This is a genomic window from Pseudomonas sp. NFR02, assembly GCF_900119375.1.
Taxonomy (GTDB): Bacteria; Pseudomonadota; Gammaproteobacteria; order Pseudomonadales; family Pseudomonadaceae; genus Aquipseudomonas; species Aquipseudomonas paracarnis.
Genome location: NZ_FPJJ01000004.1, coordinates 14,584 through 31,683, shown reverse-complemented (window position 1 = coordinate 31,683; position 17,100 = coordinate 14,584). Strand labels below are relative to the sequence as shown.

18 protein-coding genes are annotated in these 17,100 nt (G+C 61.1%); 4 read left to right on the top strand and 14 right to left on the bottom strand.

Annotated features, from left to right (window positions below; all coding sequences use genetic code 11):
* Positions 1-3: 3 nt before the first annotated feature.
* Positions 4-414: a hydroxyisourate hydrolase gene (gene uraH, locus BT199_RS13610; protein WP_014716425.1), complete on the top strand. Its 411-nt coding sequence runs from the start codon at positions 4-6 to the stop codon at positions 412-414.
* On the opposite strand, the gene BT199_RS13605 is transcribed toward uraH, so the two are convergent.
* Positions 409-1,095, bottom strand: a complete 687-nt coding sequence (locus BT199_RS13605) for a Crp/Fnr family transcriptional regulator (protein WP_072434695.1) — start codon at positions 1,093-1,095, stop codon at positions 409-411. The genes uraH and BT199_RS13605 overlap by 6 nt on opposite strands.
* Positions 1,096-1,178: 83 nt before the next feature.
* On the opposite strand from BT199_RS13605, the gene BT199_RS13600 reads away from it, so the two are divergent.
* A complete protein-coding gene (locus BT199_RS13600; RefSeq protein WP_072434694.1) occupies positions 1,179-1,706 on the top strand; it encodes an Mpo1 family 2-hydroxy fatty acid dioxygenase in 528 nt (175 codons plus the stop codon).
* Between the two features lie 107 nt (positions 1,707-1,813).
* On the opposite strand, the gene BT199_RS13595 is transcribed toward BT199_RS13600, so the two are convergent.
* The 6 genes from BT199_RS13595 to dibA all read right to left on the bottom strand — a co-directional run bounded on the left by BT199_RS13595 (position 1,814) and on the right by dibA (position 8,160).
* Positions 1,814-2,782, bottom strand: coding sequence for a sulfate/molybdate ABC transporter ATP-binding protein (locus tag BT199_RS13595; RefSeq protein WP_072434693.1), 969 nt, complete (start codon positions 2,780-2,782; stop codon positions 1,814-1,816).
* 3 nt (positions 2,783-2,785) lie between these two features.
* Positions 2,786-3,658 (bottom strand): sulfate ABC transporter permease subunit CysW, encoded by an 873-nt coding sequence (gene cysW, locus BT199_RS13590; protein ID WP_014716421.1) that lies wholly within the window; start codon positions 3,656-3,658, stop codon positions 2,786-2,788.
* A 13-nt stretch (positions 3,659-3,671) separates the two neighbouring features.
* On the bottom strand, positions 3,672-4,490 hold the full coding sequence (cysT, locus tag BT199_RS13585; protein WP_003187564.1) for a sulfate ABC transporter permease subunit CysT: 819 nt from the start codon (positions 4,488-4,490) through the stop codon (positions 3,672-3,674).
* A gap of 199 nt (positions 4,491-4,689) precedes the next feature.
* Entirely contained in the window at positions 4,690-5,700 is a 1,011-nt protein-coding gene (locus tag BT199_RS13575; RefSeq protein ID WP_014716420.1) for a sulfate ABC transporter substrate-binding protein, read from the bottom strand.
* A 64-nt stretch (positions 5,701-5,764) separates the two neighbouring features.
* Positions 5,765-5,947, bottom strand: coding sequence for a sulfur starvation response protein OscA (oscA, locus tag BT199_RS13570; RefSeq protein ID WP_003170956.1), 183 nt, complete (start codon positions 5,945-5,947; stop codon positions 5,765-5,767).
* A 296-nt stretch (positions 5,948-6,243) separates the two neighbouring features.
* The gene (gene dibA, locus BT199_RS13565; protein ID WP_072434691.1) at positions 6,244-8,160 is read right to left on the bottom strand and encodes a phosphodiesterase DibA; all 1,917 of its coding nucleotides are present in this window, start codon (positions 8,158-8,160) and stop codon (positions 6,244-6,246) included.
* 166 nt (positions 8,161-8,326) lie between these two features.
* Here dibA and desA point away from each other — a divergent pair, with 166 nt between their 5' ends.
* Together desA and BT199_RS13555 are read left to right on the top strand one after the other, a co-directional pair.
* A complete protein-coding gene (gene desA / locus BT199_RS13560; RefSeq protein WP_003187559.1) occupies positions 8,327-9,511 on the top strand; it encodes a delta-9 fatty acid desaturase DesA in 1,185 nt (394 codons plus the stop codon).
* Between the two features lie 187 nt (positions 9,512-9,698).
* Positions 9,699-10,700: a GGDEF domain-containing protein gene (locus BT199_RS13555; RefSeq protein ID WP_032894198.1), complete on the top strand. Its 1,002-nt coding sequence runs from the start codon at positions 9,699-9,701 to the stop codon at positions 10,698-10,700.
* A gap of 99 nt (positions 10,701-10,799) precedes the next feature.
* Here BT199_RS13555 and BT199_RS13550 read toward each other — a convergent pair whose 3' ends face one another.
* The 7 genes from BT199_RS13550 to BT199_RS13520 all read right to left on the bottom strand — a co-directional run bounded on the left by BT199_RS13550 (position 10,800) and on the right by BT199_RS13520 (position 17,052).
* Positions 10,800-12,002 carry an HDOD domain-containing protein gene (locus BT199_RS13550; protein ID WP_072434690.1) on the bottom strand — a complete coding sequence of 401 codons (1,203 nt, stop codon included), beginning with the start codon at positions 12,000-12,002 and terminating at the stop codon, positions 10,800-10,802.
* Positions 12,003-12,119: 117 nt separating this feature from the next.
* On the bottom strand, positions 12,120-13,397 hold the full coding sequence (gene gabT / locus BT199_RS13545) for a 4-aminobutyrate--2-oxoglutarate transaminase (protein ID WP_014716416.1): 1,278 nt from the start codon (positions 13,395-13,397) through the stop codon (positions 12,120-12,122).
* A 177-nt stretch (positions 13,398-13,574) separates the two neighbouring features.
* Entirely contained in the window at positions 13,575-15,017 is a 1,443-nt protein-coding gene (gabD, locus tag BT199_RS13540) for an NADP-dependent succinate-semialdehyde dehydrogenase (protein ID WP_003187552.1), read from the bottom strand.
* A 296-nt stretch (positions 15,018-15,313) separates the two neighbouring features.
* The gene (locus BT199_RS13535) at positions 15,314-15,628 is read right to left on the bottom strand and encodes a RebB family R body protein (protein ID WP_003187551.1); all 315 of its coding nucleotides are present in this window, start codon (positions 15,626-15,628) and stop codon (positions 15,314-15,316) included.
* A gap of 50 nt (positions 15,629-15,678) precedes the next feature.
* Positions 15,679-15,993: a RebB family R body protein gene (locus tag BT199_RS13530; protein ID WP_003187550.1), complete on the bottom strand. Its 315-nt coding sequence runs from the start codon at positions 15,991-15,993 to the stop codon at positions 15,679-15,681.
* An 80-nt stretch (positions 15,994-16,073) separates the two neighbouring features.
* On the bottom strand, positions 16,074-16,385 hold the full coding sequence (locus BT199_RS13525; RefSeq protein ID WP_072434689.1) for a hypothetical protein: 312 nt from the start codon (positions 16,383-16,385) through the stop codon (positions 16,074-16,076).
* A gap of 40 nt (positions 16,386-16,425) precedes the next feature.
* Positions 16,426-17,052 carry a hypothetical protein gene (locus tag BT199_RS13520; RefSeq protein ID WP_072434688.1) on the bottom strand — a complete coding sequence of 209 codons (627 nt, stop codon included), beginning with the start codon at positions 17,050-17,052 and terminating at the stop codon, positions 16,426-16,428.
* Positions 17,053-17,100: the final 48 nt, after the last annotated feature.

The following is a 17,100-nucleotide window of genomic DNA, read 5'->3' as shown; positions in this document are numbered from 1 at the left end:
GCGATGAAAACCTTGAGCATGACCCTTGCCGCACTGAGCCTGAGCGGCCTGTGCAACCTGGCCCTGGCCGACGGCAACCCCCTGAGCGTGCACGTACTCAACCTGGAAAACGGCCTGCCAAGCGCCGGTGTCAACGTGACCCTGGAACAGCACGTGGGCGATAAATGGCAGTCGCTGTCTGAAGGTGTGACCAACCAGCAAGGCCGCATCGCCGAGCTGTTCCCGGCCAACCGCAGCATGCAGCCGGGCGAGTACCGCGTGGTGTTCAAGACCGGCGATTACTACAAGAAGGCGAACCGCGAGACGTTCTTCCCCGAGGTGCCGGTGATTTTCCAGGTCAAGCAGGCCGACCAGCACTACCACATCCCGCTGCTGCTCAGCCCTTACGGCTTCTCCACCTATCGCGGTTCATAGGCCCGCGGCCAGCCGCAGCCCATTGAGGTCGCGTATCTCGATGGCGCCGTAACTCAAGCCGATAATGCCCTGTTGCTCCAGCGCCTTGAGCAGACTGTTGATGGTCTGGCGCGACAGGCCCAGCATTGCCGCCAGATCCTCCTGGGGCAGTTGCAGCACGCGGCGCGCCTGCTCAACTTCGCCGTAGCCTTGGGCGATCATCAGCAGCCGATGGGCCAGGCGCTTTGAAGCGGGCATCAGGCTCATGTGTTCGATATTGATCAACGACAGCCTCAGTTTATGGCTCATCAACAGTGCCATCTCCCGCCAGAACAGCGGATGCTGTTCGAGAATGCCGAGCATCGCCGCCTGCGGCACCTGCAGCAGTCTGCAAGCACCCGTGGCCAAGGCATCGTGGGTGCGCGGCAGGTTGTCGAACAGGCAAATCTCGCCGAACCAGTAGGGCGTTTCCACCAGGCTCAACACCGCTTCCTTGCCTTGGGCACTGACCGCACTGATGCGCACCGTGCCTTCCAGCACCGCATACACGCCGCACGGCGGGTCACCGCGCTTGAACAGGTACTGCCCCGCCGTCAGCACACGCAACCGCGCCGCCTCCAGCAGGCTACGCTGCAAGTCAGGCGGCAAATGGCTGAACCAATGACCGCGAGCCAATTGCGCGTGCCATGTCCCTGTGTCCATGCGAACTCCGAAGATTGTCGCCCAATTGACAGTTAGGCACCGACTGACAGGGCATGATCAAACATCCTACAGGAGGAACAACAATGAAAAGCCTCGTCGACCACCTCAGTCAATACGCCGCGTACCACCGAGACCCACGCAACATCGCCAGCCACTTCATCGGTATTCCGTTGATTGTGGTGGCGGTGGCCGTGCTGTTGTCGCGCCCCGAATGGTCAGTGGGCGGGCTGTGGCTATCACCTGCGGTACTGCTGGCGTTGTTTTCGGCGTGGTTTTATCTGCGCCTGGAACTGGCCTTGGGCGTGTTGATGACGGTGCTGATGGGCTTGTCGGTGTGGGCCGGGCATGTGCTGGCGACGCAAAGCACGGCGGTGTGGCTGAGCAGCGGCGTGGGGATGTTTGTGGTGGGCTGGGTGATTCAGTTCGTCGGGCATTACTACGAAGGCAGGAAGCCTGCGTTTGTGGATGATGTGTCGGGGCTGATCGTGGGGCCGTTGTTTGTGGTGGCGGAGTTGGCGTTTTTGCTGGGGTTGCGGCATGAGCTCAAACGCCAGATTGAAGAGCGTTCGGGGCCGGTGGCGCGCCGCGGTCTTAAGCCAAGCGAGGTCTAAATGTGGGAGCGGGCTTGCTCGCGAATGCGGTGGGTCAGTGATGCATGTATCAACTGACACTCCGCATTCGCGAGCAAGCCCGCTCCCACAGGGGTTTTGTGTTGGGCTCAGGTTTTGGGTTTGAAGAACAGGGTCTCGCCCCGCGCCAACCCGGTGAGGCTGTCATGGTCTTTCACCACTTCGGCCTCGATCAACTCGCTTTGGCCTTCGACCTTCAAGGTCACGCGAGTAGTCGCGCCCAACGGCCGAATATCCCGCACTTGCGCCGCATGGTGATCTTCCAGTTCATGGCGTGACAACGACACTTCGTGGGGACGGAACAGCAGGTGCTTGTCTTCGCCCAAATGCAGGCGGTTGGAGTCCCCCAGGAAGTGATAGACAAAGTCGCTGGCCGGGTTTTCGTAGACGTCGCCCGGTGAACCGATCTGCTCGATCACGCCCTTGTTCATCACCACGATACGGTCGGCGACTTCCATGGCCTCTTCCTGGTCGTGGGTCACGAAGACCGAGGTCAGGTTGATGTCCTCGTGCAGCCGCGCCAGCCAGCGGCGCAGTTCTTTACGCACCTTGGCATCAAGGGCGCCGAACGGCTCGTCGAGCAGCAGAACCTTGGGCTCCACCGCCAAGGCGCGGGCCAGGGCGATACGCTGGCGCTGGCCACCGGAAAGTTGTTCCGGGTAGCGGTCGGACAACCAATCGAGCTGCACCATGTTCAGCAGCTCGTGAACCTTGCTCGCGATCTGGCTTTCGGTGGGGCGTTGGTTTTTCGGCTTCATGCGCAGGCCGAAAGCGACGTTATCGAACACGGTCATGTGGCGAAACAACGCGTAGTGCTGGAATACAAAGCCCACGTTGCGATCACGCACATCGTGGCCGGAAACGTCTTCGCCATGGAACACGATGCTGCCGGCATCCGGAGTTTCCAGGCCGGCAATGATGCGCAGCAACGTAGTCTTGCCACAGCCGGACGGGCCCAGCAACGCCACCAGCTCGCCACTCTGGATATCCAGGTTGATGCTGTCCAGGGCCTTGAAGGCATTGAAGTTCTTGCTGACATTACGGACTTCGATCGACATGACTTATTCCTCACCCGCGCTGTTGCGCAGGCGGTTGATTCGGTTCTCGCTCCACTGCTTGAGCAGCAGGATGAAGAGCGCCAGGATCAGCAACAGGCTGGCCACCGCAAACGCGGCAACGTGGTTGTATTCGTTGTAGAGAATCTCGACATGCAGCGGCAGCGTGTTGGTGACGCCGCGAATGTGGCCGGACACCACCGACACCGCGCCGAACTCGCCCATGGCCCGCGCCGTACACAGCACCACGCCGTAGATCAGGCCCCACTTGATGTTCGGCACGGTGACATGCCAGAACATCTGCCAGCCATTGGCGCCCAGCAGGCGTGCGGCTTCCTCTTCCTGGGTGCCCTGCTCCTGCATCAGCGGGATCAACTCACGGGCCACGAACGGCACGGTGACGAAGATGGTCGCCAGCACGATGCCCGGCAGGGCGAACACGATCTGGATGTCATGCTCTTGCAGCCACGGCCCGAAGAAGCCCTGGGCGCCGAACATCAACACGTATACCAGGCCTGCGATCACCGGCGAAACCGAGAACGGCAGGTCGATCAGCGTGACCAGGATGCTCTTGCCACGGAACGAGTACTTGCTCACGCACCAGGCGGCGCTGACGCCGAACACCAGGTTGAGCGGCACCGAAATCAGCACGGCGATCACCGTGAGTTTCAGCGCCGACAGCGCGTCGGGTTCAAGGATTGCCGTGAAGAACGTGCCGAGGCCGTTCTTCAAGCCCTGGGACACCACCACCAGCAATGGCAGCAGCAGAAACAGGACGAATACCAGCCAGCCAAGGCCGATCAGGATACGTCGCGAGGTCGCACTGCCACGCCGGGCGGCGTTGGCCGAGGACGCGGCGGAAATAGACGATTGGGACATGTTCCGCGCCTCCTTATGGACGTTCGATGCGCCGCTGCAACAGGTTGATCAGCAGCAGCAAGACAAAGGACACCACCAGCATCAGCACACCAATGGAGGTGGCGCCGCGGTAGTCGTATTGGTCGAGCTTGACCATGATCAGCAATGGCAGGATTTCGGTTTTCATCGGCATGTTGCCAGCGATGAAGATCACCGACCCGTACTCACCCACGCCTCGGGCAAACGCCAGGGCGAAGCCGGTCAGCCAGGCGGGCAACAATGCCGGCACGAGGATGTAGCGGAACACCTGCAACGGCTTGGCGCCGAGGCAGGCGGCGGCCTCTTCGATTTCCCGGGGGATATCGGCCAGCACCGGCTGCACCGTGCGCACCACGAAGGGCAACGTGACGAAGGTCAGCGCCAGGGTGATACCCAGGGGGGTGTAGGCGATCTTGAAACCCAGGTCGGCGGCAAACTGGCCGACCAGGCCGTTGGGCGCGTACAGCGCCGTCAGCGCGATACCGGCGACGGCGGTGGGCAGGGCGAACGGCAGGTCGATCATCGCGTCGATGACCTTGCGCCCGGGGAAGGTGTAGCGCACCAGCACCCAGGCCAACAAAGTGCCAATCACACCGTTGATGAGTGCGGCGTACAGCGCGGTACTGAAGCTCAGCTTCAAGGCCGCCAGCACGCGAGGCGCGGAGATGATGTTCCAGAACTGATCCCAGGTGAGTTGAGCGGCGTGTACAAACATCGCCGCCAGGGGGATGAGTACGATCAGGCTGAGGTACACCACGGTGTAGCCCAGCGTCAGCCCGAAGCCGGGTATGACGGGGGAGATACGACGCGACATAAGAGTCCTTGGTTAAAGGGTAGAAACCACTGTAGGAGCGTGCGTTCTGTGGCAGCTGGCTTTTCTGTGGGAGCCGGGCTTGCCCGCGATGCAGGCACCTCGGTGTATCAGCCACACCATGGTGATGCTATCGCAGGCAAGCCAGCTCCCACACCCGCCCAGTCCCTACAGAAAGTCAGGCCCCTACAGGTACTTTGGCTTATTGCGCCGTGTAGATCTGGTCGAACACGCCACCGTCATTGAAGAATTTCGGTTGGGCAGTTTTCCAGCCGCCGAAGTCTTTGTCGATAGTCACCAGGTCCAGTTTCGGGAACTGCTGGGCGTATTTGGCGGCGACTTTTTCATCCCGTGGACGGTAGAAGTTCTTCGCCGCAATCTCCTGGCCCGCCGGGCTGTACAGGTGGTTGAGGTACGCGGTGGCGATCTCGGTGTTGCCCTTTTTCTCGGCGTTCTTGTCCACAACGGCCACAGGCGGTTCCGCCAGGATCGACAGGGAAGGCACGACGATGTCGAACTTGTCGGCGCCGCCGTCTTCCTTCAAGGCCAGGAACGCCTCGTTTTCCCACGCCAGCAGCACGTCACCCTGGCCGTTGTTGACGAAGGTAATGGTAGAACCGCGCGCGCCGGTGTCCAGTATCGGCACGTGCTTGAACAGCTCTTTGACGTATTCCTGGGCCTTGGCTTCGCTGCCGCCGGCCTTGAGGCCGTAGGCCCAGGCGGCGAGGAAGTTCCAGCGTGCACCGCCGGAGGTTTTCGGGTTGGGCGTGATCACCGACACGTCTTTCTTGATCAGGTCGCCCCAGTCCTTGATGCCTTTGGGGTTGCCCTTGCGCACCAGGAACACGATGGTGGAGGTGTATGGGGTGCTGGCGTCCGGCAGGCGGGTCTGCCAGTTCTCCGGCAGGGTCTTGCCCAGCTTGGCGACTTCATCAATGTCACCGGCCAGGGCCAGGGTCACTACGTCGGCGCGCAGGCCGTCAATCACTGCGCGTGCTTGCTTGCCCGAGCCACCGTGGGACTGCTGGATCTTGACGTTGTCGCCGGGGTGGGACTGTTTCCAGAAGCTGGTGAACTCAGCGTTGTAATCCTGGTACAGCTCACGGGTGGGGTCGTACGAGACGTTGAGCAACTCGTAGTCCTTGGCAACGGCGGAACCGGCAAACACGGCACTGGCCAATGCGGCCAAGGCATAACGGCGAATCGACGACATAGAAGCTCCTGAAATTCTTGAGTGTTGGCTTTTCTTGTAATTGCGGGTCTATCGCCGTTCTTGCTCAGCTCGGTTTGTTACCGGGGTTCTGCAGACGGAATTTTTCCTTGCGTTCGATCTGTACCACTTGGGCGTTGTGTACGGTGATTTCCACCGCGCCAAACCGCAGGTCGCGCAGGGCGCTCTGGATTTCACGCAAAATGGCTGCTTCGTCCTGGCCGTCAACGCTACGTAGAGATGCGCTCATGGTCTCGCTCCTGAAAATGAGTAGTGCCTGGCAGTGGCGGCACTGCTTGCGGCGTGAGGGCGATAGTAGATAAGCGCGGATATTCTTAAAAATACTATTTAAGAATGTTTATATAACCAGAAAGAATTTTCTGATAGGGCATGGGGTTGCAAGGGTTTCCACAGAAAAAACGCTCATGCACAGTCGCCGCAGAACCCTGTGGGAGCTGGCTTGCCTGCGAAAGCGGTGGTGCAGTAACACATGCAGCGACTGACACACCGCCTTCGCGGGCAAGCCCGGCTCCCACATTGACCGCGTCAGTCCTGGCGGATCAGAGGTGCTCGGGTCCAGTCGATTTCATCAGCCGGCATCGGCCGTCCAAACCAGTACCCCTGGCCCATGTCGCATTCCTGATCCAGTAGGAACCGCGCCTGTTCCACCTGCTCAATTCCTTCGGCGTGCACCTGCATGCCCATGCTTTTAGCCAGGGCGATCACCACGCGCACAATCGCCGCGTCGTCTTCGTCCCACGGTAAGCCCGCCACAAAGCCCTGGTCGATCTTGAGCTTCTGCACCGGCAGACGCTTGAGGCGCAGCAACGAGGAATAGCCGGTGCCAAAGTCGTCGATCGCCAGGCGCAGGCCCAGTTCGCGCAGGCGGTGCAGTTGCTCCAACGCGACTTCCGGGTCGTCCATCACTGCGCTCTCGGTGACTTCCAGCTCCAGGAAGGCCGGATCCAGCCCAGTGGTGTGCAGCACTTGGGCCACTTGCTCATACAGCTCGCGCCGGGCAAACAGGCGGCTGGAGACATTGATTGCGATAAAGCTCAGCGGCGCGCCGTCGGCCAGCCATTGGCACATCTGGCGGCACGCCTGGTCCATCACCCACGCATCGATGTCGGCAATCAGCCCGGTGCGCTCGGCGATAGGAATGAACTCGCCCGGCGGTACCAGGCCGCGTTCCGGGTGCTGCCAGCGCACCAATGCTTCAACGCCGACCAAACGGCTGTCGTGCAGGTCGTGCACCGGCTGGTAATACACGCGCAGCTCATGTTGGTCGAGGGCGCGACGCAGCTCGCCGGCGATTTCCACCCGGTGTTGGGCGTGGGCGGTCAGCTCTTCGGTATACAACGCGTAGCCTTCGCGCCCGGCGCTCTTGGCCTTGAACAACGCGGAATCGGCGTTGCGCAGCAATTGCTCGGCGCTCAGGGCGTCACTGGGGAACAGGCTGATGCCGATACTGGCGCTGATAAACAGCTGGTTGCCGTCAAAAATGAACGGATCCTTCATGGCGTTGAGCATGCGCTGCGCCAAGGCCGCCGCTTGCACCACCTGCGGGCAGCTTTCGGCCAGCACGGCAAACTCGTCGCCTCCCAGGCGCGCCAGGGTAACCCCCGGCCCAAACAGGCCGCTGAGGCGTTCGGCCACCAACTTGAGCAACTGATCGCCAACGTTATGGCCGAGGCTGTCGTTGATGATCTTGAAGTGGTCCAGGTCCATCAACAGCAGGGCGCAGCCACGCTTATGCACCTGCGCAGAGGCCAGGGCCTGCTCGGCGCGATCGGTAAACAGCAGGCGGTTGGGCAGATCGGTGAGCGGGTCGTGGTGTGCCAGATGCGCCAATTCGTGCTCGGAGTTCTTCATGGCGCTGATGTCCGAAAACACCGCCACGTAGTGGCTGACCTGGCCCTGGTCATCGTGAATCACGCGGATGGTTTGCCACTGGGGGTACACCTCGCCGCTTTTACGTCGATTCCAGATTTCGCCGCTCCACTCGCCGGTGCTTTGCAGGGCATGGAACATTTGCTGGTAGAAATGCGCCGAGTGGCGCCCGGACTTGAACAGGCTTGGCCGTTGGCCCATCACGTCGTCGCGCTGGTAGCCGGTGATCTCCATAAACGCGCGGTTGACGTGCACGATCAGCCCCTGGGTATCGGTGACCAGCACCCCTTCGCGGGTGCAATCGAACACCGCAGCGGCCTGACGCAGGCGCTCGCGGTTCTCTTTCAGGGGTTGTTGCAACGCATGGGCACGGGCAAAACGCCAGCCTATCCAGTAAATGAGCAAGGCGCTGAGGCTGACCCACACATAACCGCGCGCTTGCAGCCAGCGTCCCAGCTCCAAGGGTTCATCGATAAAGTTGATTAATAGGTAATGGCTGAGCTGGAGCCAAAGGATGGAAACCAGCAGGTACACCAACCCCGCACGTAGGGCACCTCGGTATGAAAACAGCATATGCTTAGTAATCCTTACTAAATAACCAGAATCGCCCTACAAAGGATCAGGATTATAGAGGAGGAAACACTTTGTAAGTCTTATCTGAAACGGTGACTGGTTTTATCTGCAAAGGAAGTGATAATGCGGGTGCTGTTTTTTTCTTTATCTGAGGGCCATACAGCCTATGTGGTACAACGGTTTTCTTGATCTGTCCGCCTGGCAACTGGTGGCAGTCACGCTGTTGATGACCCACGTGACCATTATTGGGGTCACTGTCTATCTGCACCGTTATTCGGCCCATCGCTCGCTCGAGCTCAATGCCGGCCTTAAACACTTCTTCCGCTTCTGGCTGTGGCTGACCACGGCGCAGAACACTCGCGAGTGGACCGCCATCCACCGCAAGCACCACGCCAAATGCGAAACCGTCGATGACCCGCACAGCCCGGTGATCAAGGGCTTGTCCACCGTGCTGCGCAAAGGTGCCGAGCTGTACCGCGCCGAGGCGGAAAACCCCGAGACCCTGCGTATCTACGGCAAAAACTGCCCGGACGACTGGATCGAACGCAATCTCTACACGCGCTACCCGCTGTTGGGCGTGGCGCTCATGGGCGTGATCGACCTGCTGCTGTTCGGCACCATCGGTATCACTATCTGGGCGATCCAGATGATGTGGATCCCGTTCTGGGCCGCCGGCGTGATCAACGGCCTGGGGCATGCCGTGGGCTATCGCAACTTCGAATGCCGTGACGCCGCCACCAACCTGGTGCCGTGGGGCATCATCGTCGGCGGCGAAGAGCTGCACAACAACCACCACACCTACCCTAACTCGGCCAAGCTGTCGGTGAAGAAGTGGGAGTTCGACCTGGGCTGGGCCTGGATCAAGGTGTTCAGCTTCCTGCGCCTGGCCAAGGTGCAGCGTGTAGCGCCCATCGCCCACCGCGTCGAAGGCAAGGGCAGCCTGGACATGGACACCGCCATGGCGATCCTCAACAACCGCTTCCAGATCATGGCCCAATACCGCAAGTTGGTGATTGGCCCGCTGGTCAAGCAGGAGCTGGAGAAGGTCGATCATTCGGTACGCCACCAGTTCCACCGCGCCAAGCGCCTGCTGTCGCGGGAAACCAGCTTGCTGGAAGACCGCCATCACCTGCGCATCCAGAGCATGCTGGAACACAGCCATGCCCTCACGGTGATCTACGAAAAGCGCCTGGCGCTGCAGCAGATCTGGCTCAAGACCAGTTCCAACGGCCACGACATGCTGGCCGCGATCAAGGAATGGGTGCATGAAGCCGAGGCCAGTGGCATCCAATCCCTGCGCGATTTTGCCCACCAGTTGAAGACTTACTCGTTGCGTCCTACAGCAGCGTGAGGGCGCCGTGGGAGGGTTCGCCCTCCCACGCACTGGCTTTTTGGCGTCATTTTCCGGGCACCGTCAATCCACGCCGTTCACGGAACTTCACCGCAATTCCCCTCTCTCAAAGAACACTTCGCCATCATGGTGACCCCTTGTAGTGACCGCTTTTGCACCTGCGGCGCGCCCAGAGAGAGTTGTACCGATGGTTCACGAAAAGCCCAGCCTGCCCGATGTGCCCACCGCAGAGCCGCCGCGCCCGGCCGCGGCGGCGACCCTGTTGGCGCTCATGCATGCTCAAGGTGAAGTCGAGCGGCTGAGTGAGCGTGAGCAACTGCTCAGTTCCCTGCTGGTCAGCGTGAACGCCGTGCTCTGGGCCATCGACTGGGAAACACGCCGCGTGCTGTATGTGAGCCCGGCGTACGAGCGCCTGTTTGGCCGCTCTGCCGGCCTGCTGCTGGCCGACCACCGCGAATGGCGCAACAGCGTCCACCCCGAAGACCTCGACTACGCCGAACACAGCCTGGCCCGTGTGCTGGAACAGGGCGCCGTGGAGGACCGCGAGTACCGCATCATCACCGCTGACGGGCAGATCCGCTGGTTGAGCGACAAGTGCTACATCAACCAGCAGGTGGTGCCCGGTGAAGCGCTGATCGTGGTGGGCATCGCCGAAGACATCACCGAAAAGAAGCAACTTGAGCTGGAACTGCATCGCCTCGCCACCACCGACGTACTGACCCAAAGCAGCAACCGGCGACACTTCTTCGAACTCGCCAACCAGGCGTTCGACAATGCCTGCGCGCAGGGCACGCCGCTGGCGTTCCTGTTGCTGGACATCGATGATTTCAAAGACATCAACGACACCTACGGCCACCTGGAGGGCGACCAGGTGCTGCGGCGCATCGCTGAGAGTGGTCGCGGGGTATTGCGCCGTGGCGACCTGTTCGGGCGCGTTGGTGGCGAAGAATTTGCTGCTGTGCTGCCGGGTTGCCCACCGGAGATGGCCCTGCAGGTTGCCGAGCGGTTGGGCAAGGAAATCCAGGCATTGGTGTTCAGCTACGAAGGGCATGAATTCAATGTGACCGTCAGCCAAGGCCTAGCCGGCCTGCGCGAAGATGACTCCACCCTCGACAGCCTGTTTGCGCGAGCGGATGCGGCGATGTACGAGGCCAAGCGCCAGGGCAAGAACCGCGTTATCGCCGGTTAACACCGACCCACTGTGGGAGCTGGCTTGCCTGCGATGGCGTCTTGACTGACCCACCGCTATCGCAGGCAAGCCAGCTCCCACAATTGACCGGTGTGTGTTTCAGGTTTTGCGCACTCGGGACAGTTCTGGCAAGCCGACCTTGAGCAGCCGTGCGGTCTTGCTGCCTGCCAGTTCTTCGAGCCCTTCGTGCTCGGTCAGCCGCGCCATTTGCACCGCCAGGTTCACCACCAGGGCTTCGCGCGAATACACCCCGCCTTCAAGTGAATAGATCCCCGCGATCAACTGCCGCAACTCCAGCGGCAAGCGCCAACGTGTGCGCAATGCCGAACCGTAGGCGCCGCCAAAGGCCTCAAGGGATTCGCCGATGGTTTGGTCATCCAGGGCGCCACCGCCCTGGCGCCAGTCTTCCAGGCAGCGCAACAAAGCCAAGTCGCCCAAGCGATGCAGGATGCAGGCGCTGTAGCAACGCTCGTGATCGAGCTCTAGCATGCGCGCCAGGCGCCGGGCGTAGTCGGCGCTGCCCTGGGACAGTTGCCAGTACCGCTCGGCGTAGGCCACCAGCCCAGGGTCACCCAACACCACGTTGTGCTTGAGCGCCAGGCCCAGGATGAGATTCATGCTCTGGCCGGGCACCAACTTATGCAGGGCCTCTGACAGGGTCTGCACCGGCGTGCCGTGGTAGCCGGCGCTGTTGGCGGCGGCGATCAGTACGGCGGTGATTTGCGGGTCGCTGTGCACCTGGCCTTCCAACTGCTTGAGGTCCAGGCCTTCGGGGCCGAGGCTGCGTTGCACGGCAGCTTTCACATCCACGCGCAGCGGCGCGCCATCGCAGACCTCGCGGCGCCGCTCAAGGAAGGCTGGCAAGGTCATGCCCGGCGCCAACGGTGGGATTTCGCAGTACACGCTTTCGCCTTCATTGAGCAGCAGGTCTTGCAGGCGCTGGGTCAGGCTTTCCATGTTCAGCGGGCGGGTCAGGTAGGCGGTGGGCGCCAGGGGCAAGGCTTCGCGCACGCTGGCACTGTCGTTGCGACTGCTCAGCAAGATAAACGGCAGCGAACGGCGTTTCTGGCGCACGCTGCGCAGCAGGCTCAGGCCATCCACGCCCGGCAGCTCCCAATCGGCCAAGATCAGGTCATAGGTTTTTTCGCCCAACAGCGTGGCGGCGTGTTGCCCATCGGCGCACACATCCAGCCGTGCGTCACAGCGCACATTCAACAGCACTTGCTTGAGCAGGTCCCGCGACCAAGGGTCTGCTTCGGCGATTAACACTCGGGGTACAGCGGGTAAATCAACAGCAGTCATCCAGCACGCTCCATCGGCAATGCTTGCACCTTAGACAATGCAGGCGCGTGCGTACAATGAAGCAGGCACAAAAAAACCGCCGAAGCGGTTTTTTTGTTTTTCGTAGGAACGGGCGTGTCAGAGTTCGGAGAAGCACTCTTCGATGATCGCCAGGCCCTTGTCCAACTGCTCGTCCGGCGAGGTCAGGGGCACCAGTACGCGCAATACGTTGCCGTAGGTACCGCAGGACAGCAGGATCAGGCCCTTGTCACGTGCCTTGGCCACCACGGAGGCAACGGCGGCAGCGTTTGGCTTGTGGGTGTCGCCGTCTTCGAACAGCTCGACCGCGATCATCGCGCCCAAGGCACGCACTTCGCCGATCACCGGGTACTTGGCCTGAATGGCCTTGAGGCCAGTCACCAGGCGCTCGCCCACGGCCTTGCAGCGGTCCAGCAGGTGCTCTTCTTCGAACACTTCCATCACGGCCAGGGCCGCGGCGCAGGCAATCGGGCTACCGGCATAGGTGCCGCCCAAGCCGCCTGGGGCGATGGCGTCCATGTACTCAGCCTTGCCGCACACACCAGCCAGCGGGAAGCCGCCCGCGATGGATTTGGCGAAGGTGGTCAGGTCGGCGGCAACGCCCATCTGTTCCATGGCGAAGAAGGTGCCGGTACGCCCGGCACCGGTTTGCACTTCGTCGGCGATCAGCAGGATGCCGTGCTTGTCGCACAGTTCGCGCAGGCGCTTCATGAAGGCTTTTGGCGCGACGTAGAAACCGCCTTCGCCCTGTACCGGCTCGATGATGATTGCAGCGATATCACGCGGCTCGGCATCGTTCTTGAAGATGCGCTCGATGCTGGCGATGGAGTCGTCGACGCTCACACCGTGCAGTTCGTTGGGGTACAGCGCACGGAACACGCCGCCCGGCATCAGGCCCATGCCGGCCGAGTAAGGCACGACCTTACCGGTAAGGCCCAGGGTCATCATGGTGCGGCCGTGGTAAGCGCCGGTGAAGGCGATCACACCGGCACGGCCGGTGGCGGCGCGGGCGATTTTCACGGCGTTCTCCACCGCTTCGGAACCGGTGGTGACCAGCAGGGTTTTCTTGGCGAAATCACCTGGCACCTTGGCGGCGACTTTTTCGCACACTTCTACGTAGGGCTCGTAGGCCAATACCTGGAAGCAGGTGTGGGTCAGCTTGTTGAGCTGCTCGGTCACGGCCGCGATGATTTTCGGGTGCACGTGGCCGGTGTTCAGCACGGCGATACCGCCGGCGAAGTCGATGAACTCGCGACCTTCAACGTCGGTCACGGTGGCGTTCTTCGCGGAGTCAGCGAAGATCGGGTGAATCTGGCCAACACCGCGCGGTACAGCGGCTTCGCGGCGTTTCATCAGGGAAGCGTTGGTCTTGCTCATAAAGTCCTCATTCGCCGCTCATCGGGCGGCGTGGCTCAAGGATAGGTGGCGGGGAGGCAACTACGGCAGCATGCGATGATCGACTGCCACAGCTTTCCCGGCCACTGCGAATAACCATGTGAAACACGCAAAGGGGCAGCGCTCTCGTGCCCTCTGCGTTTGCTGCAATCCCGTGCCTTAGATGCCCAGGCAGAGGTATTTGATTTCCAGGTAGTCCTCGATCCCGTACTTGGAGCCTTCACGGCCCAGGCCCGAGGCCTTGATGCCGCCGAACGGCGCCACTTCGTTGGAGATCAACCCGGTGTTGACGCCGACCATACCGTATTCCAGGGCCTCGGCCACACGGAACACCCGGCCCAGGTCGCGGGCGTAGAAGTAGGAGGCCAGGCCGAACTCGGTGTCGTTGGACATGGCGATCACTTCGGCTTCGTCTTTGAAGCGGAACAGTGGCGCCAGCGGGCCGAAGGTTTCTTCCTTGGCCACGGCGGCGTTTTTCGGCACGTCGACCAGGATGGTCGGTTCGAAGAAGTTGCCTTCCATCACCTTGCCACCGGCCAACAGCTTGGCGCCTTTGCTCAGGGCATCAGCGATATGCTCCTGCACCTTGGCCACGGCTTTTTCGTCGATCAGCGGGCCGGTGGTGGTGCCGTCTTCCAGGCCGTTACCGATCTTCAGTTTGGTCACCGCCACCTTGAGCTTTTCAGCGAAGGCGTCGTACACCGAATCCTGGATGTACAGGCGGTTGGCGCAGACGCAGGTCTGGCCGTTGTTGCGGTACTTGGAGATGATCGCGCCTTCGACGGCCTTATCCAGGTCGGCGTCGTCGAACACGATGAACGGTGCGTTACCGCCCAGCTCCAGGGAAACTTTCTTGATGTCCTTGGCGCATTCGGCCATCAGCTGGCGACCGATTTCGGTCGAGCCGGTGAAGGACAATTTACGCACGATGGGGTTGCTGGTCAGCTCGCCGCCGATGTCGCCGGCGCTGCCGGTGACTACGCTGAGCACGCCTTTGGGGATACCGGCGCGGTGCGCCAGCTCAACCAGGGCCAGGGCCGAGAACGGGGTTTGCGAGGCGGGCTTGATCACCATGGTGCAACCGGCGGCCAGGGCCGGGCCGGCTTTGCGGGTGATCATCGCCGCTGGGAAGTTCCACGGGGTGATGGCTGCGGTCACGCCGATGGGCTGCTTGATCACGATCAGGCGCTTGTCGGGCTGATGGCCGGGGATCACGTCACCGTAGATGCGCTTGGCTTCTTCGGCGAACCACTCGATAAAGGAGGCAGCGTAGACGATTTCGCCCTTGGCTTCGGCCAGCGGCTTGCCTTGTTCGAGGGTCATCAGGCGGCCGAGGTCGTCCTGGTTTTCGATCAGCAGTTCGAACCAGCGGCGCAGCTTGTTGGCGCGCTCCTTGGCGGTGAGTGCACGCCAGGCTGGCAGGGCCTTGTCGGCGGCTTCGATGGCGCGGCGGGTTTCCGCGGCGCCCATCTTCGGCACGGTGCCGAGAATCTCGCCCGTGGCCGGGTTGTTGACCTTGATGGTTTGACCATTGTCCGCATCGACCCAAGCGCCATCGATAAAGGCTTGCTGGCGGAACAACTGGGTGTCTTTAAGCTGCATGTCGGCTTTCCTTAACAGCACCGCGCGCACGCGGAGCGAATTAGAGTTGTTGAAAGGCGCCTTGTGGGCTGCCGTCAGGGAAATCAGCCCCAGCGCGCAGAAGAAATGAAAGAGCGCACGGGAGACAGAGCGTTTGAAATCTCAAACGAATCCTAGGATCAATGGGGGTACAGGGCAATAGGATGTTCGAAAAAAAGAACGAATATGGCGCATCCGGCTCATCTTTCGGATCAAGTGCCCACACGACAACAGCCCCGGAGCCTTGTGGGCGCCGGGGCTGTTGGGGGCCTTGCAGCTTAAGGTTGGAACGACTTGAGCACGGCCAGCAGGCTGGTCAAGTTGTCGGCCACGCCGCCCTGGGCGACTTTTTCGGTGGCGGCGGCGCCAGCGGTGGTGTCGACACTGTAGATCTGCATCACGCCCTGGTTGGTAGCCGCCTGAGCCAGGGTGTTTTGTTGCTGTTGGGCCGAGACCGAGTTCTGGAACAGAATCGCCGTGGCCTGGCCCATGGATTGGTAAATAGTGCTCATGGCCATCGCGGGTGATTCGGCAACCACCTTGACGTTGGTCTGGGTGACGGCATCGGTGATTTGCGGGCTGACTGTACTCATGGTTGAAACTCCTGGGTTGAGAAAGAACAACATCCGTTATTGCTCGGTGCTTAAGGCTGGAACGACTTGAGCACGGTCAACAGGCTGGTGAGGTTATCCGACACGCCGCCCTGGGCGACTTTCTCGGTGGCCGCCGCACCTGCGGTGGTATCGACGCTGTAGATCTGCATCACGCCCTGGTTGGTGGCCGCCTGGGCCAGGGTGTTTTGCTGCTGCTGGGCCGACACCGCGTTCTGGAACAGAATCGCCGTGGCCTGCGCCATGGATTGATAGATAGTGCTCATCGCCATCGCAGGCGATTCGGCCACCACTTTGACGTTGGTCTGGGTGACCGCGTCGGTAATTTGCTCGTTGACTAATGGCATGATCAATTTCCTTATTTAGTACACGGTGCATTCCGTGTTCATCAATGAACGTTGCGAAACAGGCGCTGTGAAACGCAGGGTCAAGGTTTTGCAGTGGGGCCCAGCGCCGCTTCAATCTGGGCGATCAACCCCTGGATCAGTGCCTGCACTTCCTTGCGTTGCGCGTCCTGGTCCGAGGCCGCGCCGTTCAGCATTTGGCGTAGCGCCGCCTCGCGCTGCTGGGCAGCCGTCTTGAGCGCTTGTTCGTTGGCCTTCGATTGCTCAAGCACCTGGGTGGCGCGCTTGAGGGTTTCGTCGACGATGGCCTGGGGCGTTCCGGCGAAAATCTGCGGGTTGCGCAGCATCGCTTCGAGCCGCTGGCGGTCGTCGGTGGACAGGACCGAGGGTTGCATATCGAGCTCCTTAGGGGCTGCCTTGGCGGCGACACGCCCGCTAAAGCCGCACCTCAACGTTGTCCTGCCAGAAACCGCCAAAGTAAAAATGCGGCGACGAATCACAGAAGGTCGCCAACTCCGCAGGCGTTATGGCGCTGGGCTGGTTGGGAAAAATGGCCGGCGGAGGCGGCAGCAGATTGGCCTCGTTGTAGAGGTTGCCGACCTCGTAGCAGTTGGCCGCGAACTGCGAACAAAAGGACCCGCTGCCGATGTCGATGGACTCGTTGATCCGCGTCACCAGGCTGGTATCGGAAGTCCAGCGCCGAAAGGCTGAAATCATCGCGTTCCACACGCTGTAGCGGCCCCGGATATCACCACCGATCTTGTCGAAGTAGAACTGCTTGGCAGCCACCGTCGCTGCCTCGCCCAGTTCGGTATCCACGCAGGAAAACACCATCGCCGAGCGTGGCGGTTTTTCCAGGCTCAGGTCGGTCAGGGCTAGGCCACTGCCGACACTTTCGATCACCAGGGTGTCGCTCACCGCAATCGCCGGGTGAACCACATTCAGGTAGGTCGTGTCCTGCGAGAACACCTTGGCCTTGACCAATTGACCGGCTTTGATAAACGCCCGCGTTGCGCTGTCGTCATCTTGTTTGACAGAAAAAATAATATCTCCAGGCTGCATGATGTCGCTCCTCACTCAAGAAAAGTTGCTTTCAAGTTGCTGTTGCAC

Bases quoted from the DNA above. Each gene is read 5' to 3' on its own strand.
- BT199_RS13535 (WP_003187551.1), bottom strand. From the start codon at position 15,628: ATGAGTACAGTCAGCCCGCAAATCACCGATGCCGTCACCCAGACCAAC.
- BT199_RS13595 (WP_072434693.1), bottom strand. From the start codon at position 2,782: ATGTCGATCGAAGTCCGTAATGTCAGCAAGAACTTCAATGCCTTCAAG.
- cysT (WP_003187564.1), bottom strand. From the start codon at position 4,490: ATGTCGCGTCGTATCTCCCCCGTCATACCCGGCTTCGGGCTGACGCTG.
- BT199_RS13525 (WP_072434689.1), bottom strand. From the start codon at position 16,385: ATGCAACCCTCGGTCCTGTCCACCGACGACCGCCAGCGGCTCGAAGCG.
- BT199_RS13605 (WP_072434695.1), bottom strand. From the start codon at position 1,095: ATGGACACAGGGACATGGCACGCGCAATTGGCTCGCGGTCATTGGTTC.
- gabT (WP_014716416.1), bottom strand. From the start codon at position 13,397: ATGAGCAAGACCAACGCTTCCCTGATGAAACGCCGCGAAGCCGCTGTA.
- oscA (WP_003170956.1), bottom strand. From the start codon at position 5,947: ATGAGCGCATCTCTACGTAGCGTTGACGGCCAGGACGAAGCAGCCATT.
- cysW (WP_014716421.1), bottom strand. From the start codon at position 3,658: ATGTCCCAATCGTCTATTTCCGCCGCGTCCTCGGCCAACGCCGCCCGG.
- BT199_RS13550 (WP_072434690.1), bottom strand. From the start codon at position 12,002: ATGACTGCTGTTGATTTACCCGCTGTACCCCGAGTGTTAATCGCCGAA.
- uraH (WP_014716425.1), top strand. From the start codon at position 4: ATGAAAACCTTGAGCATGACCCTTGCCGCACTGAGCCTGAGCGGCCTG.
- BT199_RS13575 (WP_014716420.1), bottom strand. From the start codon at position 5,700: ATGTCGTCGATTCGCCGTTATGCCTTGGCCGCATTGGCCAGTGCCGTG.
- desA (WP_003187559.1), top strand. From the start codon at position 8,327: ATGTGGTACAACGGTTTTCTTGATCTGTCCGCCTGGCAACTGGTGGCA.
- BT199_RS13520 (WP_072434688.1), bottom strand. From the start codon at position 17,052: ATGCAGCCTGGAGATATTATTTTTTCTGTCAAACAAGATGACGACAGC.
- BT199_RS13530 (WP_003187550.1), bottom strand. From the start codon at position 15,993: ATGCCATTAGTCAACGAGCAAATTACCGACGCGGTCACCCAGACCAAC.
- BT199_RS13555 (WP_032894198.1), top strand. From the start codon at position 9,699: ATGGTTCACGAAAAGCCCAGCCTGCCCGATGTGCCCACCGCAGAGCCG.
- dibA (WP_072434691.1), bottom strand. From the start codon at position 8,160: ATGCTGTTTTCATACCGAGGTGCCCTACGTGCGGGGTTGGTGTACCTG.
- BT199_RS13600 (WP_072434694.1), top strand. From the start codon at position 1,179: ATGAAAAGCCTCGTCGACCACCTCAGTCAATACGCCGCGTACCACCGA.
- gabD (WP_003187552.1), bottom strand. From the start codon at position 15,017: ATGCAGCTTAAAGACACCCAGTTGTTCCGCCAGCAAGCCTTTATCGAT.